23 protein-coding genes and 1 pseudogene are annotated in these 24,302 nt (G+C 40.4%); 11 read left to right on the top strand and 13 right to left on the bottom strand.

All coding sequences use genetic code 11. The features are described 5' to 3' along the window. Positions 1–559: 559 nt before the first annotated feature. Positions 560–877 (top strand): invasion associated locus B family protein, encoded by a 318-nt coding sequence (locus tag DCO44_RS05125; protein ID WP_228157507.1) that lies wholly within the window; start codon positions 560–562, stop codon positions 875–877. A 247-nt stretch (positions 878–1,124) separates the two neighbouring features. Here the strand turns inward: DCO44_RS05125 and DCO44_RS05120 are convergent. Then, positions 1,125–1,876, bottom strand: a protein-coding gene (locus tag DCO44_RS05120) for an IS5 family transposase (protein WP_116759701.1) whose coding sequence is annotated in 2 segments (ribosomal slippage) — positions 1,125–1,642 and positions 1,642–1,876 — 753 coding nt in all. Because the reading frame shifts where the segments join, the coding sequence is not laid out codon by codon here. Positions 1,877–2,026: 150 nt separating this feature from the next. Continuing rightward, positions 2,027–3,517, bottom strand: a complete 1,491-nt coding sequence (locus tag DCO44_RS05115; protein WP_116759699.1) for a PLP-dependent aminotransferase family protein — start codon at positions 3,515–3,517, stop codon at positions 2,027–2,029. Between the two features lie 115 nt (positions 3,518–3,632). Here DCO44_RS05115 and DCO44_RS05110 point away from each other — a divergent pair, with 115 nt between their 5' ends. Beyond that, complete coding sequence (locus DCO44_RS05110) at positions 3,633–4,301, top strand: FMN-binding negative transcriptional regulator (protein WP_116759697.1); 669 nt, start codon at positions 3,633–3,635, stop codon at positions 4,299–4,301. Next, positions 4,289–4,873 carry a GNAT family N-acetyltransferase gene (locus DCO44_RS05105; protein WP_116759695.1) on the top strand — a complete coding sequence of 195 codons (585 nt, stop codon included), beginning with the start codon at positions 4,289–4,291 and terminating at the stop codon, positions 4,871–4,873. Before DCO44_RS05110 ends, DCO44_RS05105 begins: the two co-directional genes overlap by 13 nt. A gap of 78 nt (positions 4,874–4,951) precedes the next feature. Here DCO44_RS05105 and mutS read toward each other — a convergent pair whose 3' ends face one another. Beyond that, on the bottom strand, positions 4,952–7,588 hold the full coding sequence (gene mutS, locus DCO44_RS05100; RefSeq protein ID WP_116759693.1) for a DNA mismatch repair protein MutS: 2,637 nt from the start codon (positions 7,586–7,588) through the stop codon (positions 4,952–4,954). A gap of 264 nt (positions 7,589–7,852) precedes the next feature. Between mutS and DCO44_RS05095 the strand changes: the two genes are divergently transcribed. Together DCO44_RS05095 and DCO44_RS05090 are read left to right on the top strand one after the other, a co-directional pair. Next, the gene (locus DCO44_RS05095) at positions 7,853–8,407 is read left to right on the top strand and encodes a hypothetical protein (RefSeq protein WP_116759691.1); all 555 of its coding nucleotides are present in this window, start codon (positions 7,853–7,855) and stop codon (positions 8,405–8,407) included. Positions 8,408–8,465: 58 nt separating this feature from the next. After that, a pseudogene (locus DCO44_RS05090) lies at positions 8,466–8,679 on the top strand (IS982 family transposase); the annotation flags it as partial. 91 nt (positions 8,680–8,770) lie between these two features. Here DCO44_RS05090 and DCO44_RS05085 read toward each other — a convergent pair. The 8 genes from DCO44_RS05085 to DCO44_RS05050 form a co-directional block, all read right to left on the bottom strand. Further along, positions 8,771–9,652, bottom strand: coding sequence for a SphA family protein (locus DCO44_RS05085; protein ID WP_116759689.1), 882 nt, complete (start codon positions 9,650–9,652; stop codon positions 8,771–8,773). An 89-nt stretch (positions 9,653–9,741) separates the two neighbouring features. Beyond that, entirely contained in the window at positions 9,742–10,662 is a 921-nt protein-coding gene (catA, locus tag DCO44_RS05080) for a catechol 1,2-dioxygenase (protein ID WP_116759687.1), read from the bottom strand. A 144-nt stretch (positions 10,663–10,806) separates the two neighbouring features. Then, positions 10,807–11,868, bottom strand: coding sequence for an NADH:ubiquinone reductase (Na(+)-transporting) subunit F (locus DCO44_RS05075; protein ID WP_116759685.1), 1,062 nt, complete (start codon positions 11,866–11,868; stop codon positions 10,807–10,809). A gap of 12 nt (positions 11,869–11,880) precedes the next feature. Then, positions 11,881–12,246, bottom strand: a complete 366-nt coding sequence (locus DCO44_RS05070) for a phenol hydroxylase subunit P4 (protein ID WP_116759683.1) — start codon at positions 12,244–12,246, stop codon at positions 11,881–11,883. Positions 12,247–12,320: 74 nt separating this feature from the next. Continuing rightward, the gene (locus tag DCO44_RS05065; protein WP_116759681.1) at positions 12,321–13,859 is read right to left on the bottom strand and encodes an aromatic/alkene/methane monooxygenase hydroxylase/oxygenase subunit alpha; all 1,539 of its coding nucleotides are present in this window, start codon (positions 13,857–13,859) and stop codon (positions 12,321–12,323) included. A 58-nt stretch (positions 13,860–13,917) separates the two neighbouring features. Continuing rightward, entirely contained in the window at positions 13,918–14,187 is a 270-nt protein-coding gene (locus DCO44_RS05060) for an MmoB/DmpM family protein (protein ID WP_086185130.1), read from the bottom strand. A 12-nt stretch (positions 14,188–14,199) separates the two neighbouring features. Continuing rightward, a complete protein-coding gene (locus tag DCO44_RS05055) occupies positions 14,200–15,204 on the bottom strand; it encodes an aromatic/alkene monooxygenase hydroxylase subunit beta (protein WP_116759679.1) in 1,005 nt (334 codons plus the stop codon). Between the two features lie 18 nt (positions 15,205–15,222). Continuing rightward, positions 15,223–15,513: a phenol hydroxylase subunit gene (locus DCO44_RS05050; RefSeq protein WP_116759677.1), complete on the bottom strand. Its 291-nt coding sequence runs from the start codon at positions 15,511–15,513 to the stop codon at positions 15,223–15,225. 390 nt (positions 15,514–15,903) lie between these two features. On the opposite strand from DCO44_RS05050, the gene mobR reads away from it, so the two are divergent. The 4 genes from mobR (at position 15,904) to DCO44_RS05030 (ending at position 21,099) form a co-directional block, all read left to right on the top strand. Next, positions 15,904–17,589 (top strand): phenol degradation transcriptional regulator MobR, encoded by a 1,686-nt coding sequence (mobR, locus tag DCO44_RS05045; RefSeq protein ID WP_116759675.1) that lies wholly within the window; start codon positions 15,904–15,906, stop codon positions 17,587–17,589. A 357-nt stretch (positions 17,590–17,946) separates the two neighbouring features. After that, positions 17,947–19,173, top strand: a complete 1,227-nt coding sequence (locus DCO44_RS05040) for an efflux RND transporter periplasmic adaptor subunit (RefSeq protein WP_116759673.1) — start codon at positions 17,947–17,949, stop codon at positions 19,171–19,173. Then, the gene (locus DCO44_RS05035) at positions 19,170–20,393 is read left to right on the top strand and encodes an ABC transporter permease (RefSeq protein ID WP_116759671.1); all 1,224 of its coding nucleotides are present in this window, start codon (positions 19,170–19,172) and stop codon (positions 20,391–20,393) included. Before DCO44_RS05040 ends, DCO44_RS05035 begins: the two co-directional genes overlap by 4 nt. After that, the gene (locus DCO44_RS05030; RefSeq protein WP_116759669.1) at positions 20,386–21,099 is read left to right on the top strand and encodes an ABC transporter ATP-binding protein; all 714 of its coding nucleotides are present in this window, start codon (positions 20,386–20,388) and stop codon (positions 21,097–21,099) included. The genes DCO44_RS05035 and DCO44_RS05030 overlap by 8 nt, the downstream gene beginning before the upstream one ends. Positions 21,100–21,112: 13 nt before the next feature. On the opposite strand, the gene DCO44_RS05025 is transcribed toward DCO44_RS05030, so the two are convergent. Together DCO44_RS05025 and DCO44_RS05020 are read right to left on the bottom strand one after the other, a co-directional pair. Then, positions 21,113–22,495, bottom strand: coding sequence for a heavy metal sensor histidine kinase (locus DCO44_RS05025; protein WP_116759667.1), 1,383 nt, complete (start codon positions 22,493–22,495; stop codon positions 21,113–21,115). Next, a complete protein-coding gene (locus DCO44_RS05020; RefSeq protein ID WP_116759665.1) occupies positions 22,492–23,163 on the bottom strand; it encodes a heavy metal response regulator transcription factor in 672 nt (223 codons plus the stop codon). The genes DCO44_RS05025 and DCO44_RS05020 overlap by 4 nt, the downstream gene beginning before the upstream one ends. 106 nt (positions 23,164–23,269) lie before the next feature. Here DCO44_RS05020 and DCO44_RS05015 point away from each other — a divergent pair, with 106 nt between their 5' ends. Continuing rightward, a complete protein-coding gene (locus DCO44_RS05015; protein ID WP_171304939.1) occupies positions 23,270–23,758 on the top strand; it encodes a GlcG/HbpS family heme-binding protein in 489 nt (162 codons plus the stop codon). A 10-nt stretch (positions 23,759–23,768) separates the two neighbouring features. Further along, positions 23,769–24,170, top strand: a complete 402-nt coding sequence (uraH, locus tag DCO44_RS05010) for a hydroxyisourate hydrolase (RefSeq protein WP_116759661.1) — start codon at positions 23,769–23,771, stop codon at positions 24,168–24,170. Positions 24,171–24,302 lie beyond the last annotated feature (132 nt).

Raw genomic sequence — 24,302 nt, 5'->3', positions numbered from 1 at the left:
CTATCGAAATAGAGGGAAAAGGCTCGGTTTAAGATTCAATTTAATTGCTGGAATTTACAACTTAGAATTGAATGAAAAATGAGTTATGAAAGAGATCTATTAGTCTAAAACTTATTGTAGTTCGGTATCCACTAAGATTTTAATGGCTATACGGATTAACGAGCAGAATTTGCATTACTCTACAACTTGACAGCAGTTTGAGTAAAAAAACGAGTAATAATCAACATATTTAAATTAATTTGTAAAAAAACACACTTATTTCTTAAAAATGATACATTAAGCAATAGATATCAAAAAAATGTTGATTATTATAGCTTTTTTAAAATACTGGGGATTTCATTATGCGTAAAATTTTTTTTTATCCTTTTTTATCCTAACTCCCGTTATTACAAACAATACTTATGCATCTGAAGATCAAATTTCTACTTTAATTTTAAAAGTTAATGCTAAATCAAACAATAATGCTGAAATTGACTTAATAGAGAATAAGTTGCTCGGGCGCGCTAGCTGGAAAATAAAATGTCAATACAAAGTATTTGAAGACATGAAAGCCTGTGTGATGAGTAAAGGACCTATTTCTATTTTGCATGTTAATCATCAATATATTGTCAATATTGGTGAAAAACATTTAAAGGATAATCCAGCTTTTATTCATATAGATAACAAAGAAATCCTCCAAGAGCGTGAAGGATTATTTAGAAATGGTTCCGAACTGATTAAACAATTTAAAGGCGGGAATTATGCTTTTACACGATTCCAGAATAATAAAAAACAACTGATTGAGAATAAAATTTCATTGGATGGCTTTACTGATGCATTTAACGATATGGAAGCGCAATTTTCAAAACTAGGTGCTGATAGAAATTATAGCTTCTAATTATGGCGTTACGGAGTATCTATGAATGATTGTATTTCACTAGATATTCCGTAGAGCTTCAACTTTGTATTGTACTCAAAACCACTGACTAACATGGTTCGCTATAAAAGGATTCGCTAAATTTAAGTACATCTTCGAGGTGAAAATAGGGCCATGATTTCATTTTGGAATGAGTGAATCTTTGATTTGTTGTTTAGAAATGCCTCGATATACCATGAAAAATAGCAGTTCATGCTAGGGCGTGTCCTCATTTGGCTTTGCAGCAAATAAATATGCAGGCTATACGGATCATAGATTTATAATTGCGTGCCAGTTTATCAAATCGAGTTGCAATAGCACGGAAATGTTTTAATCTCGCAAAAGCATTTTCAACTAAATGTCTTAATTTATATAGATATTTATCAAATTCCTTATTCGATCTCTTACTGTTTGATCTCAATGGAATAATGGGAGTCATATTCTTGTTCTTGGCACATATTCGAATGTGCTCAGCATCATACCCCTTGTCCGCAAGGAGATAAGTTGCCTCACCTACAATATCAATCAGTTGTTTTGCAACTTGACTGTCGTGGACGTCACCCCCAGTGATTTTAAAATCAATCGGTAATCCATTCGCGTCGGTCGCAAGATGTATTTTTGTTGTTCGTCCACCGCGTGATTGTCCAATTGCTCTTTCGAAACCATGCCGAGCTCCACTTGCATGTTGATGCACGCGTATGTAGCTTCCATCAATGAATACCCATTCCTGATCCAGAATGCCTCGTAATCTAAAAAAAATTTATCCCATAATCCCTTACTTGCCCAGCGATTAAAGCGATTGTAGGCCGTTTGCCAAGGGCAAAGTTCTTGAGGAATATCACGCCATGTCGCCCCCGTACGTAGTTTCCATAAGATAGCTTCCATGATATTTCTACTGTTTTTTGAACAGTAACAACCGTGTAATCGCAGAGTATCTTGAATTTGCTGCCAAATATCATCGGTGAGAAGAGTACGTGCCATTGAAAAATATAGAAATGAAAAGAGCTTAAAGGAGGATTTTAAGTATTTAAAACCAATTTTTCAAATGAGGACACGCCCTAATAAAACCTCTTATTTGATTTAAGAATGTCTATAGTGCCCGACCGCCGATCTTATTTAATGGAATCAATTTCAGTTTCTTAAGGTGTCATGGTGTTGAATAATTTTTGCGAGCTGAGTTACGGCTTGCTCCATTTGTTGAATGTCAAAGTCTCCCAATCCAAGAATAAGTCCAGAACGTTTCGCTTGATTTGAATAAGTGGGTGAAACGGCTTTAATGGATATTCCTGCCTCAAGTACTGATTGGGCAATTGCACGGTCATCTAAATGATTGGCTAACCATAGCAACATATGCATACCTTGATCGCCCGATTGTAAAAAACCAAGGTGTTTTGGAATATGGCGTTCTACCATATCGATTAATTGCAGACGATTTTCAGCATAAACTTTCCGTATACGCCGAATATGGCGTTCTAAATGACCTTCTTGAATAAAGGCTGCCAATACGTGTTGATCTGCTGAAGGTGGGTGGCGGTCAATCAATGCTCTTAGCCCACAAAACGGGGCAACCAGTTTTTTTGGAAGAATGGCATAACCTAAACGTAATGATGGAAACAGGACTTTGCTGAACGTACCTAAATATATAACTTGATCCGATGCCATGCCTTGTAGTGCAGGAAAAGGTTGACCGCTGTAGCGAAGTTCGCTGTCGTAATCATCTTCAATAATCCAAGCCTTGTGTTGTTTTGCCCATGCGAGTAATGCAGTTCGTCTCGCTAAGCTCATGGGCATACCAATCGGGTATTGATGAGAAGGGGTGACAAATGCAGCACGTGCATTTTCAGCAAGTGTACGACCTATATTGACTTGAATGCCTTCTTCATCAACAGGTACACGTATGATTTTTAAATGATGTAATGAATGCTCAAGTATGGCTGTAGTTCCACGATAAGCAGGATCTTCAATCCAAACTGCATCATTCGCATTGAATAAAATTTGACTGCAAATATAAAGTGCTTGTTGGATTCCGCTAGTAATCACAATTTGTTCAGGGTCACAGTGCACAGAACGCGAGCGCCGAACATAATCGGCAATAGCAAGGCGTAGAGACAATATGCCTTGCGGATCATCATAACCTGACGGTGCTGCAATGCCCCGAGCACGGTATTGATTGCCATATTTCCGCCACATATCATTCGGTTGGGTACGGCCTATGGGCACAGAAACGGCAAAAGGTCGATGCGGTAATGGTCTAAATTCTTTGAGTATTTCAGAAAATGCTTGTGCGGCTGCTGTAAGCGGGATGTCAGTTTCTTGTTTTTCTCTTTTTAAAGTCGCTGTAGTCGAATGGTTTAATGTTTGTGAAATAAAAGTCCCTTTTCGGGCATGAGATTCAAAGACACCTTCTGCGATAAGTTGCTCATAAGCTTCAATCACAGTACCTCGGGCAACATTTAATGTTTGTGCTAGCTCACGGGAAGAGGGTAAGGCATCACCAGATTGCAAATCACCTTGCTGAACGGCTGCTCGGAAAATGTGAATGAGTTGAGTGCTGATTTGCCCATTCGCTTTATTCAGTTTTGTCATGGATGGAAGATCTATTACTTTTGTCATTCTTGCCATAATTCTGGTCTACTAAAATTTAGATAAACTGGTTCTTTTTTATAATCCAATTAAAACTGAAAATTTACAACATGTAAGACAAATTAAGATTTGGAAAATAATAGGAGCTTAGAACATGTACGTCCCCGCAGAATTTGAAGAAACCAATATAGAAGTCCTGCATGAATTAATCAAAAAAAATCCTTTAGGAATTTTGCTGACGCATGGACAAAGTGGTTTAGATGCGAATCATCTGCCTTTTGAACTTGATACTGAGGTGACTGAATTGGGTGTACTGCATGCACATGTCGCAAGGAAAAATCCAGTTTGGCAAGATGTTCAAGATGGTGATGAAGTGTTGGTGGTATTTCGAGCAGGTGATGCTTATATTTCGCCACAATGGTATCCGAGTAAGCACGAACATCATCAACAAGTGCCCACTTGGAACTATCGAGTGATTCATGCGCATGGCAAGGTCAAAATACGTGATGATGAGCGTTATGTGCGTGGAGTGGTAGCACGTTTAACACGTACCCATGAAGCCACGCAAGCTGAGCCATGGAAAATGTCGGATGCGCCAAAAAGTTATATCGAGACGATGTTAAAAGCCATTGTTGGGATAGAGATTGAAATTACTAAAATTCAGGGCAAATCCAAATTGGGGCAGAACAAAGAGCATCGAGATATAGTTGGTGTCGCAAATGCATTATCTGATACAGGCAAGCAGGAGATAAGTGAAGCCATGCATAAGATAGCAGCATCTAAGAAATCAGCTTTAGAGGTAGATGAAACATGCCGTGGTTAAAGCCAGTCACCCTAGTGGGTAAAAACATTAAATTGGAACCCTTAAGTTTAGAGCATGAGTTAGCACTGAGAGAAGCGGTGTGTGATGGTGAGCTCTGGAAACTTTGGTATACCTTGATTCCTAAACCTGAACTTATGCATAGCGAAATACAAAGACGACTTGAATTGCAGCACAAGGGAAGTATGTTGCCTTTTGTGGTGATTGAACAGAACAGCGGTCAGATCCTTGGTATGACCAGTTATATGAATGTGGTTGCTGAACATCGTCGTGTGGAAATTGGTTCAACTTGGTATAGACAATCTGTACAGCGGAGTCATGTGAATACAGAGACGAAGCAATTATTGCTTCAGTATGCCTTTGATGTATTAAATTGTATTGCCGTTGAGTTCAGAACATCGTCTTTTAATTTGAAAAGTCGTGCTGCAATTGAACGCTTAGGGGCAAAATTAGATGGCGTGTTAAGAAGCCATCAAATAGTCCAAGATGATATTTTACGTGATACTTATGTATATAGTATTTTGAAAAATGAATGGCCTGCCGTGCAGCAAAATTTAACGTGGAAGCTTGAGTAATCGCGATGCTTAACGTAGAGGCTCGAAACGGGCAATAAAAAAAAGGTCGGTGATATTCAACCGACCTTTTTTTAAAGCTTAACTTTCTAATTGTTCTTTCAATAGATACAAATGCTGTAAAGCTTCACGTGGGGTTAGGTTATCGACATCTAAGTCTTTTAAAATTTCAAGCGCAGGAGATACTTTTTCCACTTCAACCACACGTTCAATGATATTTGGTTCTGCTTGCACGGCAGGTGCAAATAAATCACGTTGTACCGCCGTATTAACATGCTGTTGCTGTTGGCGTTCTAAAATTTTTAAACGGTTTTGTGCTTCTTTAATCACATTTGCAGGTATACCCGCTAATTTTGCGACTTGTAGACCATGACTCTGACTGGCAGGACCTTGTTGTACTTTATGCAGCAAAATCAAATTGCCATTTAGTTCTTTGGCACTGACATGATAATTGTAAATGCCCGATTCTTTACTCAGTTCAGTCAGTTCAAAATAATGGGTGGCAAACAGACATAGACATTTCACTCGTTTACTTAGGTCTAAAACGCAAGCCCAAGCCAAGGATAAACCGTCATAGGTACTGGTACCGCGACCCACTTCATCCATAAGCACCAAGGATTGGTTGGTGGCATGATGTAGAATTTGCGAAGTTTCGGTCATTTCCACCATAAAGGTTGATTTGCCTGTCGATAAATCATCGGCAGAACCAATACGGGTGAAAATACGGTCAATTGGACCTAGCACAGCGGACTGCGCAGGGACAAAACTACCACAATAAGCCAGTAAACTAATGAGTGCGGTTTGACGCATAAAGGTCGATTTACCGCCCATATTTGGACCTGTAATAATCGCCATGCGATGTGCATAATCCAAATGTGTGTCATTTGGGGTAAATGCAGTTTTATTTAATGCTTCTACCACTGGATGACGACCCGCCATAATTTTGATGCCCGTTTCTGGGCTAAATTCAGGTCGAGACCAGTTTCTTAAACGGGCTTGATGTGCAAAGTTACTGAGCAAATCAATTTGAGCGAGGGCTGCACTCATAACTTGTAAATTTGCAATATCTTGACGTAGCTCTTCCAATAGCGTTTCGAACAGCATTTTCTCACGCGCTAATGCACGAGATTCACTGGATAATACTTTATCTTCAAAACTTTTCAATTCTGGTGTGATATAGCGTTCGGCATTTTTGAGGGTCTGACGACGAATATAGTGTTCGGGTGCCTGTTCTGCCTGAGCACGTGTCAGTTCGATGTAATAGCCACTAACACGGTTATAGCCAATTTTTAGGGTAGCAATTCCAGATTGTTCACGCTCTTTAATTTCTAGATCGATCAGGAATTGCCCAGCATGGTCACGAATTTTGCGTAATTCATCCAGTTCGCTGTCAAAACCTTCCGCGATGACATTGCCATCACGTAACAGTACGGGTGGATTTTCGACAATTGCGGACAGTAGGCGCTGGTATAAACCATTAAAATCACCCAACTCCTCATTTAATTGTTGAACCAGTTTAGATTGTTGGCTGGCAACAATTGGGTTGAGTGTATGGCGTAAAAACGGGAGTTGAGCACTCGCTTGGCGTAATTGTACGAGGTCACGTGGACGAGCACTGCCAAGAGCCACACGGCTTAGCACGCGTTCAATATCACCAATTTCTTTAAGGACTAAGCGAATAGGAGATTCATGATAACCATCAATAAAAGCTTGAATGGCATCAAGACGTGCATCGAGTAGAGCCGTATCCCGCAGCGGTTGCATGAGCGTGCGGCTTAATAATCGACTTCCCATAGCAGTCTGACAGTCATTGATGAGTTGAAATAATGACGTCCCATGTTCGAATAAAGGGTCTACAATTTCTAAGTTGCGGCGTGTTACTGGGTCGAGCGCTATAAAGTCGCTGCTTTGTTCTAGCTGAATGCTGCGGATATGCGGTAATGCGGTTTTTTGCGTGTCTTTGGCATAATGAATCAGTGCTGCTGCCGCAGCTTTTGCCAAAGGTAAATGATCGATACCAAAACCAGAAAGTGTTGAAACGCCAAGCTGATCACACAAGGTTTTTTGTGCATTATTTAAATTAAAATCAACATTGGGGCGCTTAGTTACAGGGCAGTCGAGTTGTCTTTTAACGTGTTCTAAAATGTTGGGGTCCACAATATCTTCATCGACCAGAATTTCACTTGGCATGAGTCGTGCCAGTTCGATGCTCAGTTGTTCCAGCTTGAAATCTTGTTGTTGAACTTTAAAAATGCCTGCACTTAAGTCAAGGAGGGCAATACCAATTTGGTTTTGTTGTAAGCACAGCGCGACTAAATTAGAAGATTGATGACTATTGAGTAAGGCATCATCTGTAAGCGTACCAGGGGTGAGAATACGAACCACCTGACGATCTACAGGTCCTTTACCTGTGACTTCGCCGACTTGTTCGCAAATAACAACGGTTTCGCCTTTTTTAACTAAACGTGCAAGGTAACCTTCTGCAGCATGAAAGGGTACACCTGCCATCGGGATTGGATTGCCATTGGTTTTACCACGGTGGGTTAGCGTTATCCCCAGTAATTTGGCTGCTTTATGTGCATCATCAAAAAAAAGTTCGTAGAAATCGCCCATACGATAAAACATTAAGGCATGAGGATGCTGCATTTTGACTTTTAAGTACTGTTGCATCATAGGGGTGTGTGAATCGATATTGGCTATGATGTCTTGCAAGCTCATGTATATGAAATCCTTAAGTTTCAATAGTATAAAATATAGGTTGGATTTTAGAATTTACAAAGATGATGATTTGTAGATTCTATTATAAGTAGAAATAAGACCGTCTATAAACATGTAAAAGATCTTGGATGAATGAGTGAGTTAGTTCCCTATCGCCTCAAGTGGGTATGGTAGCAAATTCAGGTCAATGTACAAAAGAGAAAAGAAATGTTGGAAAAGATTGAAACTTGAAAAGTAGCTTTATCTGCGCGTGCAATAGGAAAAATGAAAGCATGTGATAAAGATAAAACTGATGTAGGTGAATATTCAGGTGAAGTATTGTCTGTCAAAAATGTTGTTGATTTATATTTAGAGAATGTAATAGAAGATAAGCATATTTTTGATGAACAGAGTAACAAAAAGAAAATAGTTAAAGGCAGTAGAGCAATTAAAGGGCAAATTGAAGCTAGACGTACCTTATATGTTGATGTGGTAAGTTCTATTGGTGAAAAAGCTGCGGTAGAAATCACGCGTAAAGATGTAGTGAGTCTGATTAAGGGAATTATTGATCGTGGAGCCCAAGTTCAAGCTGGAAGAGTATTATCCGAACTAACGGCTGCTTATGAATATTGTATTGGCTTAGATTACTTCCCAGATACTTTTGCGAATCCAGGCTTACTTGCAAAGTCTAGTTTGAAGCAAACCAGAATTAAATTAAAGTTGATAAAGAGTTTTCTACATCTTCTGCCGTATATAAGATGGCTAAGCGATACCCACGGGTTTCATTCCATAGCATGTTTAAACAGGTTTGGATCTGTTATTTTGATAGGTGTTGGTTAATGCTTAACACATCAAACCATAGATTCTGATTTATTATGCTCTGAATTTTAGTCAAAGCATGACCTATCATCGTAAAAACATGCAGGCAGTTCAATTATTAAAAGAAGATGAATACCACCTGAGACAGCGCAATAAAATAGAGACTTTATTTAGCTTCCTGAAAGGAGCGTACAATTTAGTGACAATCAAAACTCGAAGTGTCGTAGGTTATTTTGCAGGGATTTATGCATCAAAATAAGCCAACGATTCGTATTACGGAAATATTGGCTTAAGCAGGATTCAGGTTATTTAAGTTCTTTAAAATCTGGTGAAAAAGATTCAAGTCAGCTTCATACAAAAACAATAATGATTTCGTTTGCTGTATTAAAAAGCCCAAATAAATTTCAATATGCCAGTATGTCCTTCAGGGCGATTTTCAACATTGGTTTCTGTTAAATACTTTGCTTCAATCGACCAGTTTTTATCTTGGTATTGAATGGCTGGACCAACAGCCCACACTTGTCCGCGCATTCCAATATTTTCACCGCGTTGTTTATCAGATTTGGTTTGTTTAAATGCATAGCCCTCAACTGCGAATTTGAAGTTATCGTTGATTTTGTACCCCACACTGTAATCACCTGCAAAATATTCTTCTGACTTATAATGCGTATCGTCATTTTCATCATTAAAGTTATAAGAGAGTTTTGTCGAAATATCTAAGCCATTTGCAGGGGCATAAGTATAAGCAATGATTGGGCGAATTGTATTGTAGTTTTTCCCAGTATTGGCAACCACGGGTTGAGTTGCTGTTGGTGTATCATATTTTCCAGTTGCTAAAGATGTTTCAATAGCACCAATCCAATGATGATTACCATGATGCCATCCTAACATTGAGCCTAGAATTAAATCGCCAAAGGCACTGTTATGATCGGACATTCCTGCTACGGTTAATCTTAAATCAACCATAGGTTGTACGGCAAAAAAACCGAGTTGCCCACCCAAATAATTTTGTTCCGTTACCCAGACTAAACGAGGAATGAATGCATTGACATCTAGGTGAAAATCTGGAGGCCCATTCTCAAACTGACCTGCATGATAGGTTTGGTAATAATTTAATAAATAAACACCGGGCGGTGGTAATGCACCCGCCATCATTCCTTCAGCACCTAAGGCAAATGAATCTGCACCATTTTCTGTTGCACATGTGAGTGTACTGCTCAAGCCCATGATTAGGCTTAAAGATAGCTTTAAAGTCTGTTTTTTCATAGAAAATCCTTTTCAGTGATGTTGTTATTACAAAAATTGATGTCATCGATAGTGCACTAATAAAAATGCTCATTGGTGCGTATTTTGCATTAAGCACTCACACGGCGACGATCGACCTCTGTCGAAGGTGCTTGCTCAACTTCTTTGACCAATTCGAAATTAAAAGTGATGTGTTTAAAGGGTTTGTCTAGATTGAATTTTGACATTTCTGTTGAATCTGTAACATCGGTTGCGGTTGCAACTAATCCATCGCGTGTCGCAAAGGCAAAGTCATCCCAAAGGTATTGATCACCCTCAATGTTAAATTGGGTAGTGAGTTTGCGATAACCTGGAGCAGAGACAAAATAATGAACGTGAGAAGGGCGATTACCATGACGACCCAAGAGGTTGAGAACAGCTTGTGTGGTACCTTCAGGCGGACAACCATAGCCCACGGGCATGGTGGTTAAAGCCGTGTATTTGCCATCTGCATCGGTAAAAATGGTACGACGTAAATTAAACTCGGATTGTGATTTATCAAAGAACGAATAATTGCCTAAACCATTGGCATGCCAAACTTCAACTTTCGCATTGGGAATGATGCAGCCATCGACATCGGTCACCGTTCCTTCAATTATTAAAGTATCAATGTGGTCTGATTCTGAGCCATCATCCATACGTGCAAAACCAACGGATTCAGGTGCGCCAGCCACATACAGTGGGCCTTCGATGGTCCGTGGTGTTCCACCTGTAATTCCTGCCTTAGCATCGGCTTCATCCGCGCGTAAATCTAGATAATGTTCTAAGCCTAAACCCGCAGCAAGTAATCCAAGTTCATTCGCTTGGCCTGCATCGGTTAGGTATTCTAGACCTTTCCAAATTTCAGTTTGAGATAAATCTAAATCTTCAATGGCTTGAAAAAGATCACCCAATAAACGGACAACAATTTGCTGCACACGTGGGTTTACTTCACGTCTCGCAGTATCTACATTCATTTTTTGTACAAGGGCATCAATTTGTTCACGGTTCATAATCATTATCCTTTGATTCATGAAAAGTAGAATCGAATGATCTGGAACGGACATGAAACAGATCATTCGAAAAGGGGAGAACCAAGTAAAATTGGTTCTATGTCTAGAAATTCTTAAAACGTTTCAATCAGTGTTGTGATGTTGCTATATATGTCTAAATAGCGCTGAGCGAGAGGCAGTTTCAGCACCATCAGCCGCACTTAAGAAGCGTTCGGTATGAATATCTTTTTCAAAGAGACGGCTTTGCATCAGTGTTGAAATAGCCGCATCAATCATGGGTGGCGGACCACATAAATAGGCTTTATGGCCACTGCATTTATTTTCAAAATAATCTGCCACGGCTTCATGCACGAAACCTGTGAATCCTGTCCAGTGATCTTCTGCTTTGGGTGCATTCAGTGCCGGAATGTAGCGGAAGTTTGGATAGTCTTTTACAAGCTTTTCAAAGATTTCATGGTTATAGAGTTCAGATACATCACGCGCGCCTTGGAAAAGATAGATGGTACGTGTATCACCTTGTTCCAAAAGATCCAAAATCATGGATTGTGGACTGGATAAACCAGAACCGCCCGCAATAAAGATGGCATCTTTTTCATCGGATTTACGCACAAAAAACTGCCCATAAGGTCCTGAAACCTGAAGTTCATCACCCACTTGCAGGGTTTCGTGTACATAGGTGGTGGCTGCACCGCCTTGTACCTGACGAATATGCAATTCAATAATGCCTTCTTCACTTGGCGGATTGGCAATTGAAAATGCACGCGTCCCTTCAATATTTGGCAATTGAAGATTGATGTATTGCCCAGCCTGAAACTCCATTGGACGGTCAATCTGTAAACGAATACCTTTAATAGTCGGTGACAGTTGTTTGATCTCTAAAACTTTGGCTTGGTAGTCTTGTACCAAGTAACCCAGAAAATCTTCGTCTTCATCGACATCGGCTTCAATCACCATGTCAGATTCTGGCTTACAGCAACAGGCAAGGACTTTATTTTCTTCGCGTTCAATGTCCATCAGTGCAAAAGGGGAAGCTTCACCAACATCATAAAAACCGTCAGTGACCTGAACTTTACAGGTGCCGCATGTGCCATGACCACAGGCAAAGGGTAGCCAAACCCCTTGACGTAAAGCGGCATCTAAAATGGTTTGATCTTCTTCCACTTCAATGGTCATGCCTACAGGTTCAATCGTGACTTGATAACTCATGATACTTCTCCCTTATACATGTGTGCCGTTGTAGCCATCTAAACCGGGCGTAACAAAGCGCAGTAGAGATTTATGATCAAAATTTAAATCAGCCAATGTCTTGGTAAAATCAACATCTGTTAATAATTGACGATTCAAGGTGAATTGCACTTTTGACCAATCGATATGTTCAAAGTCTGGGTGTTGATTGAAACCCGCTTGAATTTGCTGATCAATCAAGTCTTGTAAGCTTTGTTGTGGCGAAACTACAAAAGCATGTGCGGCACAAAACAGCGTGTGATGATCCCATCCCACATAGAGCAACATGTTGTCGCCATAATTTTTTTGTGCATCGCGTGCATCAAATTCATAGTTTTTTTGAATCGCTTGTACTGGCATGAGAAAACTCCTAAATTCCTTGGGTGAAGTCATCTCGAAATTTTTATTTATGAGATGACTTCTGATCCTTTTACTTATGCAACGTGACCTTTCCATTTTCTCCAACGTTCTTGGTCTGGAGAACCTTCAATATCCATGTTGTCTGCGCCAACATTGAAGTTGTAATAGTCACGTAAAATACTTTCTAAATCGGGACCGCCACAGTTGCCTTGTAAAATTTGATTCACTGGCAACCACGCTTGAATATATTTTTCAGGTTCACGTTCAAAAATGTCATGACAGCCGTCTGAACAAGTGTGGTAACGCTCGCCTTTATAAATACTGTCGCGGTAGCTGAACATGGTTGCGTCGCCATCCATTTCAGTAAAGGTCATTGGAATCTGACAGATTTGGCATAGTTGCGGTAAACCATTGCTATAGAAGCGTTTACCTTCAGCTTCTAACTTACGCGCCAGCTCCCATTTCGGACGGTAATATTTGTCAAAGGTGTCTGGATATTTCTCAGATAACCAATCCATTTCTTCATCGGTTGGAATCCATGTATGGAAGCCAGCAGCATGGCCAAAGTTATAGAAAATCCACCATGCTTGATGTGAAATATGCTCTTTTTCTTTCACAATCACGTCTGAATATTTCGGCATACGAATACCGTAACGGCTGAGGTCTTTAAACAATGCGCCGCCCGCTTCTTCGAAATAGGTTTCCCATGCTTCTTTCCAAGACATCACTTTGTTTGGCAGCATGTAATCCATCATCATGCCGACAATAGACAGTAGGCGAGTACCACGCCAGAACCATTTATCAATCCATTCCTGAACAATTGGAACGTTGTCTTCATGTTGTTCCAGTAGGAATTTTACGATTTCCAAACCTAAGGTCATGTGACGTGCTTCATCCGACTGTGCACTAAAACCAAAGGTCACAGTTGCCATATCACCGTTATAGGCCGCACCTGACATAAACGGCACGAACAATAAGTTGGTGAGTACATATTCAAAAGAGAAACTAATCGCCAGTAAAAATTCGAATGGGCCTGCTGAACGCGCATCTTCAAAGAATGATTTTGGTACAGAGAGATACCAAACACGGTCATGCATATGCGCCCAGTCTTGGAAGCCATCAAAGAACTTGTTGTAATGGCTCATGGCGTGAATTTGTGTTTGTACATGACGCAGTTCATCAATCGATTGCATTTGTGAAGCAATTCGTGCGCCGATTCCGCCAAATTGGCGACCCACATGCGCATAACCTTGGTAGGCCTGATATTCCAATGGTGTGACAGCGGTTAAAAATAGTTTAATGGCATTGAGATAGCGTTCATTACTGACATTCATTTGACCATTGTTTTGAGAAAATGCATCAAAAATGGCATACAGTTTTTTCTCTTTTTCTGACTGATATTTCCAGTATGAATCCATGGTTAAACGGAACGGGTCTTCCCATTTTGACCAGTCTGTAATTTTAATCCCTTCAAACTCTTCGTAAGGAAAAGCCTCTTTACGATCTGCATAGGAAAAATCCCAATCCAGATCACGGGTCAACATACGGTAACGGTCTTTCGCATTGAGTTTTTTGGTTGCAGTTTTAGTCGCGCTTTTTGCTTGGCTATTCATCTTGATCATCCTTTTCAATCTGTTGAAGCGATTGGCTTCTTGTATTTTTTATGTGGGATTAATTCCACTGCAAGGTGAAGGTGTCGTCATCTTCATCAACGTTGCCACCTAAGGTGATCATGTTGAGTTGCAGTTCTTGAATATCCCAATCTTGTCCTAGTTTTTCAGAGACAGTTTCAGCACGAACCACGAGTTTGCCGAGGTTTTCCACACGAATCATGGCAGGAAGGTATTGAATCGTCGCTTCTGGGTTATCTTGTTCAATCGCTTCAATGATGTAGCGTGAAGTATCGTTATCTTGTAATGCCAAATAAACTTTTGAGCTCATGTCTGCGTATCCTTATGCAACTGAATCTAATTCAAGGGTTAAACCTGCTTTTTTACTACGCTCTGCAATAACGGCTAAGCCATTGTCGATCGATGCAGTCCCAAGTGCGGTCGTGGCCCATGCACTGAAAGCTTCTGTGACTTGAGGTAAAAGTGTGTCTATCCAACCTTGAATTAAGACTTTATTTTCTTCAGATTCAGCAACGACTGTTTTTAAAACAGGATCTGACCATTTGCGTAAATCAGTTAAACAATCCTTCATAAACTCGGTCAGCATCGCCACATCACGTGCGCCGTGTTCAACCAGCCATTGATCCAATTCACCGTAAACCAGTTCTTGCATTAAGCTGTCGATGAGTAGGTTTTGTAGAATATAAAGTTTGAACCAATCTTGTTCCGTTAAGCTGTGCTCACACAGTTTGCGCAGCGGTTGCCAAGAGGCATCATTCATCCAGCTATCTTTGGCTTGTTGTAATGATTCACCAGTATTGCCATCGATTAGTAAACCAATACGAGAGAGGTATTGCGCCATGCCCAAACGATCCATTGCTGCAAAAATACAAGCTTGAGTAATCACGGTGCCATAACCATAGGCACTGCCTGACATCATATGAAGGTTGGCGGTTTGCTCGACATAACGGAACGGCAATAAGCAAGTGATGATTTTTTGTTTCACTTCATCACTTAAGTTTTCTACCAAAGCACGTTTTTCAAAGAATGAGTAATTGCTTTCAGCAGTCTCTTGTAAACGTGCACGATGCTGTACATATGCACCATAATAAAATTGACGTGGATCTTTAAATACATACCAATCTTGCATCTGCAAAGCTGTATGGGTGTGATCATTTAAAGTTTTGTCTAGTTTCCACAATGGGTGATAATGAAAATTGGTTGCACCTTGTACATCAAAACTGACTTCTTGATAACGCGTCGCTGGCTTTTTACCAAAACGACGTTCGATATAGGCATAGGTTTGACGAATCGGTTCGAGGTTGGAGGTTTTAATTTCTAAAGTCATCACGATTTCCTTATGGGCTTAAGATTGATCTTCTTGATCTAAATGTTTACGAACTTGGCTCAGGACTGTTGGTTCAACGCCATAACGCCATTTATCTTCTTGTGCGTCATTCCAAGCTTGCTGGGCTTCGGTCATTTCAATGACATGATTAATTTCACAGAAATGTTGAAATGCTTGCTGGGGGAGAATGAGTTCGACAAAAAGTGTTGGGTCGTGGATTGCGAAGTCAAATTCAACAAACTTGGCATGACGGTCGCCTGTTACACGAATGTATTTGGTGAGTTGGTCATGTTGTAGCGCTTGAGTCATTGGAATCATCCTTTTATCTCTACACTGAAATCATTTCAGTGATGCAACCTTGTATTTATTGATAGAGATATATCAAAACTCATGCCAACTTTTATTAATTATTATTAATCAATTACTTATGTTTTTTATCTGCTTTTTTATATTATTTGAGCGATAAAAATTCATGGAATGATGAATATAAAAATGTTTGATTTCATCAAATAATGAATGGTTCGGTGGGGAATTTGAAAATACTTTTTATAGGTCAAGTGATTTATATCTATATGATTTTATAGTTTTAATTTAAAAATACCTTAGAGGTATAAAGTTATGACAATAAGGTAGTAAAGCTTTTTAGTGAGAAGTGGGTAAGATAAGGGAAGACCTATAGCCAAGGATGGATATTCAGTTATGCCTCAAGTCAAAGATGCGAATTTTTATACTCAAATTTTGGAGAAAAACAAAGATATTCAAGATTTATTGGATAAAATTCAGTTTGATAGTCAGCATGGAAAAATTTGGTTTGAAGAAAACCGTATGCTGCTGATGCATACCAGCATCATGGGCTTTTTAAGAAAAGATTTGTATAACATGTTGGGTTGGGAACGGACAAAGCGTTTTTTTATTCGTTTGGGTTACCAGGCGGGTGTGAGGGATGCGGAAGTCACTTCTAAATTACGTCCGAATTTAAATGAAGCTGAAGCATTTATGGCTGGACCGCAAATGCATGGTATTCGTGGCATGGTTCAAGTTGAAGTCAATGAACTTCAATTAAGTCATGATGAACATGAATTTTATGCAGATTTTAACTGGCGAAATTCATTTGAAGCGGAAGTTCATTTAAGTGAGTTTGGTGCTTCGGAAGAATCGGCTTGTTGGATGTTATTGGGTTATGCCTGTGGTTATACCAGTCTGGTCATGGGGCAAACCATTATTTATCAAGAAACCCATTGTGTTGCCAAAGGGGATGATTGCTGTCGAATTATTGGTAAACCTTTAGAAGAATGGGAAAATGCTGATGAGCTGATTCAGTTTATGTCACCCGATCCAGTGTCTGATGAATTAATTGCCTTACAGGCGGAACTGAATGAGTTAAAGAAAAATATCTATACGGATATAGAAGCAGACTACACCATGTTCAACTCTATTGGTGAATCAGTTGCATATCGTAAAGTCTGTGATCTTTTGAAAAAGGCAGCAGGCAGTAAGGTTGCTGTATTACTGCAAGGCGAAACTGGGGTGGGTAAGGAAGCTTTTGCACGAGGGATTCATGAAGGTAGTTCCCGTAAAGGGCAGCCATTTGTTGCCGTAAACTGTGCCTGTATTCCGCCAGATTTAATTGAAGCGGAACTTTTTGGTGTAGAAAAAGGCGCATTTACAGGTGCAACGCAAACTCGGAGTGGAAAATTTGAACGTGCTCATCAAGGAACTATTTTTTTAGATGAAGTGATTGAGCTTTCACCACGTGCCCAAGCCGCTTTATTACGGATGTTACAAGAAGGAGAGTATGAGCGAGTTGGTGATCATCAAACTCGAAGGGCTGATGTGCGTCTGGTTGCAGCCACCAATGAAAATTTGGAACAAGCTGTGAAAGAGGGGCGATTCCGTGCCGACTTATATTATCGATTAAACATTTTCCCTGTCATTATTCCGCCGCTACGTGAGCGCCGTGATGATATTCCGTTGTTGATTACGCACTTCTTATCACGTTTTGAAAATATGTATGGAAAGTCTTTAAAAGGTTTAAGTGACAAAGCCAAAAACTTTGTGATGACTTATGAATGGCCTGGCAATATTCGTGAACTTGAAAACTTATTAGAGCGGGCGACCTTACTGACGGATCATCAGCAGGAAATTAAACTTAGTCATTTGTTTCCGCAGATTAAACAAGATATTGAAACAAAGCCTGAAAAAGTGGACTTAGATGCAGTGATACAAGATGGCTTTTGTTTGGAAGATCATGAAAGGCAACTGATTTTTATTGCAATGCAAAAAGTGAATCATAATGTTTCTGAAGCAGCTCGGGTATTGGGTATTAGCCGAGCGGCTTTGGATTATCGCTTAAAAAAGCAGGCTAGTAATGCTAAGAAAGCGTAGATTTCAATGAAGCATGACTTATTCCATTTGCCTTGAATTCACGTGATAAATCTAGTCATGGGCTGCACGTTTGGGTAATCCATAATACTGTTTTCAGCGAATAATCTATTGAGATTATGTTTGAGATAGATACCAAACTGTAAACAATAGATTTCAGCTTTAACCCGTATTGATCTGTCAGCATTGGTTGGTGCATAGTGATATGTAAAGTAAATTGGCTTTTAATAAACCTAACATTTTGAGCTGACAAAAATTCACTATACTCAGTATTTGTATCCATGAAAAAAATTACACGTTCAACTAAAGACCAATGATTTGATTTAAAAAATTTCCTTTAATCTGGCTTGGAGAATAGAATTGCTCGTTACCCGTTATAAGCCTTTAATCATAATCATACTACTGGTTTTGCTCGTCAGTTTTGCTACATATCGTTGGTGGCAAGGACCATTGTTACCTAGTTATGAAGTCGTATCTAGTCCATTGATTCAGACAGTTGTTGCTTCAGGACGGGTAGAGAAAGTATCTCGGACTCAGATTGGCAGTGAAATTACAGGGGTTGTTCTTGAGCGCTTGGTTCAAGAGGGGGATCGGGTCTCTCAAGGGGATGTTCTTTTAGTACTGAAATCTGATGAAATTTCAGCACAAGTGCGGCAGGCAGAAGCTGAATTAAAGGAACTCGCAACCACTACACGTCCGCAAGCAGAAGTCGATTTAGCGAATGCCAAAGTGCAATTAGAACAGGCTCAAAGGGAAGCAGTGCGCAGAAGGAATACCGAATTAGGAATATTATCAGCAGAGGAAAGGGAGAAATCGATAGAGGCAGAAAAACTCGCTCGTAATAATTTGGAATCAGCTCGATTAAAAGTTGCTTCACTTGCCCCAGATAAAGTTGAAGAGACAAAATTACGTGAACGACTCGCTGCACTACAAGCGCAACTCGCCAAGACCAAAATTCGCGCAGAAGTTTCAGGTATTATTTTAACCCGTAATGTTGAGCCAGGGGATCTGGTACAACCGAGTCAGACTCTCTTCACTATTGCACTGGATGGTGCGACTGAAATACGAGTGCCATTTGATGAGCGAAATTTACCACTGCTGGCTTTACAACAAAAAGCAGCAGTGATTACGGATGCCTATCCAGATCAACCTTTTCCTGCCCATATTAATTTTATTGCCCCAAGTATTGATGCTCAACGTGGCACAGTAGACGTCCGATTAACAGTTGATCCAGTCCCTGATTTTTTGCGTCAAGACATGACGGTATCGGTAAATGTTGAAACCAACCAGCGCGAGCGAACCTTGGTCATTCCAAATGATGCTTTAAGCAGTATAAGTGGCAATAAGGCTATGGTTATTTTAGTAAGAGATAGAAAAATTCAACGTCATCCTATCACACTGGGTTTACGTGGTTTGGTCATGTCGGAAGTTGTAGCTGGATTGAAAGAAGGTGATCACGTCCTTACCGATGCAGAATCAATGCTTAAAGATGGAACTCGTGTCCGAATAGAGCAAACTAAACGTGTTTTGCAGAGTCAAACGGATCCGACAAATAGCAAAAATGAATTACCGGTGAAATTCGATTGAAAAACTTTTTTGGGCGACTTTGGACAGAGTGGACCATCGCAATCAGTTTTCTGCGAGAGGGTCGCACACAGTCGATGATGATTACCATTGGCGTCGCGGTGGGGGTAGCGGTCATTGTGTTCATTAGCGCCTTAATTCAGGGCTTACAATCGAATATTGTAGAAAGGACTTTAGGGACGCAGGCGCATATTCGTTTGCTTTCACCAGATGAAGTGAATCACATTGTGCCACCAGCAGCAGGAACACTTCAGTTGTTACAAGAAGATCAGCGTGCGCAACGCTTACGCTCTATTAATAATTGGCAGCAGATTACTGAGACCTTAGATCAGTTGCCGGTGTTGACGGCGGTTTCTCCTGTGGTCTCTGGTCCTGCATTTGTACAGCGCGGAGATGCGATTCAATCGGTTGCATTGGTTGGTATCAATCTTGAACGTTATCAACAAATTATTCCGTTAAAGCAATATATGGTGAGTGGTGAATTACGGGTCAGTGCGGATAATGTATTAATTGGGCGTCAATTGGCCAAAGATTTGGGTGTGCAAGTCGGGAGCAAATTAAGGTTAGATACTGGGCAGCAGAAAAATGCGGTGGTGAATATCTCTGGAATATTTGAACTGGGCGTGCGTGAATTGGATGCGCGCTATGTCTATCTGGATTTGAAACAGGCGCAATCTTTACTTAATTTGCCGGGTGGCGTGACCGTGATTGATCTGACGATTCAAAATATTTTTCAGGCGGATCAAATTGCCTCACAAGTTGGACGCCTGACAGGATTAAAAGCAGAAAGCTGGATTGAAACCAATGCTCAATTAATGAATGCGATTACGGCTCAGAGCCTTTCGACCAACATGATTATTGTTTTTGTGGGGATTTCAGTCGCTTTTGGTATTGCCAGTGTGATGTCGGTGAGTGTGGTACAACGGACTCGGGAAATCGGTATTTTACGTGCGACGGGGGCGACGCAAGCGCAAATTTTAAGAGTTTTCTTATTTCAGGGAGCAATTTTTGGTCTGCTTGGTTCCATGCTTGGTAGTGTAGTCAGTTATGGTTTGATCTGGGGATTTAATCAATTTGGTCCTGGTTTGTTTTATATTTCGATTTCAATCAAGCTTATCTTGTCGGCATTATTCTTGGCGACTTTGACAGGGGTTTTGGCTGCTGCAATACCATCCCGTCGGGCGGCTGCACTCGATCCTGTGGAGGCAATTCGTCATGTCTGATTCATCTCAGGAAGTACTGCGTTTAGAAGCATTGCGAAAGTCCTACAACGTTGGGCAACCTAATGAAGTGGAGGTATTACATGGAATTGACTTGTGTATTCAACGTAATGACTTTGCTGCATTAATTGGTCCTTCTGGTTCAGGAAAAAGTACTTTACTGAATATTCTTGGCTTATTAGATCAGCCTAGTCGTGGTGAGTTGTACTTGTTGGGTCAGGCGACAAGCCGTATGGATGATACGGCTCGGACAGCGTTACGTGGCAACAGTATAGGTTTTGTGTTTCAGTTCCATCATCTTATACAGGCATTTACGGCCTTAAATAATGTACTCATGCCATTAATGCTGAAGCAAGGCAAGCCAGATCAATCTGCTTTGCAATATGCTCATGAATTATTGGCCGCCGTAGGCTTAGATAAGTTCGCTGACCGTAAACCGAATGAGCTTTCTGGGGGCCAACAGCAGCGCGTGGCGATTGCACGTGCACTGATTACTCAGCCTGCACTATTGTTGGCCGATGAACCGACAGGTAATTTGGATACTCAAACTGCTGCGGAAATGTTTGAATTATTTCGTAAAGTACATCGCGAACATGACTGTGCAGTCCTTTTGGTGACTCATGATCCTAGATTATCGGCAACCTGTGATCGAACCATTAATCTGGTGGATGGGAGAATTGAGAGTGATTTCAGACACGAGATGAAATGAGTGCGAATGTGGATTACGCTTCTGGGAATAGCAGTTCAAAACAGATACCTTCTGTGCTATTGACTGCCTGATACATTCCCTGATGAAGCGTCAAAATGGATGCCACAATCGATAGGCCTAAACCGCCCGTTTGATGAGGGCTTTGTCTGCTGGAGCTGCACTGATAAAAACGCTCAAAGAGATGAGGCAAATGTTCAGGGGCTACTTCTAAACCACTGGTGATTACAGATAATATAATCATCTGCATATTATTAATGTTCTTTCGGCGGCTAAGCACATAAATAGTTCGGTGATTGCCGCCGTGAATGAGCGCATTTGATATCAGATTATACAGCGCTTGTTGTAACAGTTCTGGATCTGCCGATAGCTCAGTCGCTTCAAGACTTAAAACAAAATTGCAGTGTTGTTCTTCAGCTTGATACTCGAAAATACTGAATATATTTTCTATAAATGATTTGAGCTGAATTTTCTGTTTGTTTAAGCAAACTTTGTGTGCATCTGCGCGGGCGAGAAATAACATGCTGTCAATCATTCGTTTTAAACGTTGATAGTCCTCCAAGTTGGAAATCAAGAGTTCCTGATACTGTGCGGGACTACGTTCATTCATGAGTAAAATTTCGGTTTGCCCGATTAAATTATTTAATGGGGTTCTAAATTCATGTGCAATGTCTTCAGAGAAGCGATTCAGTTGGCTATATCCCATTTCAATACGGTCAAGCATGGCGTTGATATCGGATGCTAGTTGTTCAATCTCTTGAGGGGGATGAATCAGATTGAGCCGCTGCTCAAGTTGGTGAATATTGATGGCATGAGTCTGCTCTCGCAGAGTTCTTAATGCGTTCAATCCCAGACGGCTAGCAATGGCACAGAGTATGAAAATGGCCAAGATGCCTGTAAATACATAAATGAAAAGACGTTTTTGAAAAGGCGAGATGATGGCTAAACGTTCAGACCACTGTTTGCCTGCAATTAACACATAGGGCTGCTGATTGATGTGAATGGTTTTCCAAGCAATACGGGTGGGGTAAGCATGAACCGATAAATCTTGGAATTGAATCTGGGGTTGATGGGTAAATTCAGGCAGCGGAATGCCAAGAGGATTGATGTTGATGAGAATCTGATCGCCTTGAATCAATAAAAACAAATTATCCTGATTTCCCAACATGTTTTGATACAGCTTCGGACGAGCAATAATCTGTTCAATATTGCTACTGTCTTGTAGCAAAATTTCCAGTCGCTCAATTCGTTCAACCAAAGCCCGATCTTGCTGAGCAATTAAAATCTGGTTGATACCCAGATAGGTCATAAATGCTACAGCGCACAAGACCATTGCAGCACACCCTGTAACCAATAGCGTTAATCGGAGTTCTAAAGAGCGAATGGGCTTGAACATTATGCTTCAACCGAAATTTTATAGCCCAAGCCACGGACAGTATGAATTAATTTTATCTCATGCCCCTCGTCAATTTTACTGCGTAAGCGTCGTACCGCGACATCAATAAAATTCGTATCGGTATCAAAATTGATATGCCAAACTTCGGAAGCAATTTGCCTGCGCGTAATAATTTCATTTGGGTGCCGTAGCATAAAGTGCAATAAATTAAACTCCTTTTTACTGAGTTCAATTAACTGCTCATTACGCCAAACTTTATGATGGATTAAGTCCATTTTTAAATTGCCCATCCATAGCTCGTTTTCCTGAACATACTGTTGCCGTCTCAGCAAGCTTTTAATGCGCGCGAGTAATTCAATATATGAAAAAGGTTTGGCCAGATAGTCATCGGCACCCAGTTCCAGACCTTTGACTCTATCAATAATCTGGTCTTTGGCAGTGAGAAAAATCACGGGTATATGGGAAAATTGACGCAATACTTTTAAGACTGCCCAGCCATCAATATCGGGTAGCATCACATCTAATATGACCAAGGTATAAGGTTGCATTTTTAGTTTTTCCAAGCCTTCGAGCCCTGAATGAACACATTCAGCCGCATAGCCAGATTCATTTAAGCCCTTCACCAGATATGAGGCGATCTTCACTTCATCTTCGATAATTAGAATACACATTTTGCTTAGACTCATTTTGAAGATGACAACTTTGTAATGTGATTGTCATGCTTCAAATCATTCAGGTTGTATAAGATTTTGTAAAACTTAATTCGGGGCAATCATGATGAACAATCTCAAAGGGCTTGTTTTAACAGTAATGCTGATGAGTAGCAGTACTTTTGCACAAACTGTTCAATTGAATCAAGTTTATTCACTCGATTCCAAAGCTGCACACATCCTTGTTGATGCCGCAGTGGCTGCTTGTCAAAAAATACAGCACAACATTGCTGTGGTTGTGGTTGATCGGGGAGGAAATACCTTGATGGCAAGTAGGCATGAAAATGTCGGCCCCCATAATTTGGGCGCAGCCGAAAAGAAAGCCTATACCGCTTTATCGACCAAAACAGCGACCTTGCTGTTAAGTCAAAATGCCCATGAAAACAGTGATGCAAAAAATTTAACCACTTTATCTAATTTGCTGTTGTTAGGGGGTGGTTTACCAGTGCGTTATGAAAATCAGGTGGTCGGTGCAATTGGGGTTGCGGGTGCAGGAGGTGCCAAAAATGACCAGTATTGTGCTGAGGCAGCCATTCAGTCTAGTTTTAATCGTTAAGGATTCCATTATGTTTAAGAAATTTTTACCACTCTCAACATTGTTATTGACATCAATGACGTTTGCACAAAATAACCCATTAAGTGTGCATGTGTTAAATCTAGAAAATGGTTTACCTTCTGCTGATGTTGAAGTAGTGCTCGAAAAGAGTTCTGGCAATCACTGGGTGAAGCTGAATCAGCAAGTTACAGGACAAAATGGTCGTATTGCGGCACTTTTTCCTGAAAATCAGCCGTTAGCACAAGGGATTTATAAGGTTACGTTCAAAACTGGTGACTGGTTCAAAAAGAATAATCAGAGCACTTTTTTCCCAGAAGTCCCCGTTATCTTCAAAGTTGATGGCAGTGTCAGTCACTACCACATTCCCTTGTTATTAAGCCCCTATGGATACTCGACCTATCGAGGTAATTGATAATCTAAAGGGCTGGTAAAACTAGCCCTTTTATTTGCTTATAATTTAATACAAAGAAATGTATTGGTTCATCATTTCTGGGAAAACATGTAACAAAAACAAATTTGCTGAATCAGTTTGATATAAAAATAT

This window comes from Acinetobacter sp. AM (assembly GCF_003105055.1).
Taxonomy (GTDB): Bacteria; Pseudomonadota; Gammaproteobacteria; order Pseudomonadales; family Moraxellaceae; genus Acinetobacter; species Acinetobacter tibetensis.
Note: the sequence above shows the minus strand (reverse complement) of the source record. Positions and strands in the feature narration are given on the sequence as shown.

Coding starts and splice junctions, on each gene's coding strand:
- DCO44_RS05125 (WP_228157507.1), top strand. CDS start 560: ATGAGTAAAGGACCTATTTCTATTTTGCATGTTAATCATCAATATATT.
- DCO44_RS05115 (WP_116759699.1), bottom strand. CDS start 3,517: ATGGCAAGAATGACAAAAGTAATAGATCTTCCATCCATGACAAAACTG.
- DCO44_RS05110 (WP_116759697.1), top strand. CDS start 3,633: ATGTACGTCCCCGCAGAATTTGAAGAAACCAATATAGAAGTCCTGCAT.
- DCO44_RS05105 (WP_116759695.1), top strand. CDS start 4,289: ATGCCGTGGTTAAAGCCAGTCACCCTAGTGGGTAAAAACATTAAATTG.
- mutS (WP_116759693.1), bottom strand. CDS start 7,588: ATGAGCTTGCAAGACATCATAGCCAATATCGATTCACACACCCCTATG.
- DCO44_RS05095 (WP_116759691.1), top strand. CDS start 7,853: ATGAAAGCATGTGATAAAGATAAAACTGATGTAGGTGAATATTCAGGT.
- DCO44_RS05085 (WP_116759689.1), bottom strand. CDS start 9,652: ATGAAAAAACAGACTTTAAAGCTATCTTTAAGCCTAATCATGGGCTTG.
- catA (WP_116759687.1), bottom strand. CDS start 10,662: ATGAACCGTGAACAAATTGATGCCCTTGTACAAAAAATGAATGTAGAT.
- DCO44_RS05075 (WP_116759685.1), bottom strand. CDS start 11,868: ATGAGTTATCAAGTCACGATTGAACCTGTAGGCATGACCATTGAAGTG.
- DCO44_RS05070 (WP_116759683.1), bottom strand. CDS start 12,246: ATGCCAGTACAAGCGATTCAAAAAAACTATGAATTTGATGCACGCGAT.
- DCO44_RS05065 (WP_116759681.1), bottom strand. CDS start 13,859: ATGAATAGCCAAGCAAAAAGCGCGACTAAAACTGCAACCAAAAAACTC.
- DCO44_RS05060 (WP_086185130.1), bottom strand. CDS start 14,187: ATGAGCTCAAAAGTTTATTTGGCATTACAAGATAACGATACTTCACGC.
- DCO44_RS05055 (WP_116759679.1), bottom strand. CDS start 15,204: ATGACTTTAGAAATTAAAACCTCCAACCTCGAACCGATTCGTCAAACC.
- DCO44_RS05050 (WP_116759677.1), bottom strand. CDS start 15,513: ATGACTCAAGCGCTACAACATGACCAACTCACCAAATACATTCGTGTA.
- mobR (WP_116759675.1), top strand. CDS start 15,904: ATGCCTCAAGTCAAAGATGCGAATTTTTATACTCAAATTTTGGAGAAA.
- DCO44_RS05030 (WP_116759669.1), top strand. CDS start 20,386: ATGTCTGATTCATCTCAGGAAGTACTGCGTTTAGAAGCATTGCGAAAG.
- DCO44_RS05020 (WP_116759665.1), bottom strand. CDS start 23,163: ATGTGTATTCTAATTATCGAAGATGAAGTGAAGATCGCCTCATATCTG.
- DCO44_RS05015 (WP_171304939.1), top strand. CDS start 23,270: ATGAACAATCTCAAAGGGCTTGTTTTAACAGTAATGCTGATGAGTAGC.
- uraH (WP_116759661.1), top strand. CDS start 23,769: ATGTTTAAGAAATTTTTACCACTCTCAACATTGTTATTGACATCAATG.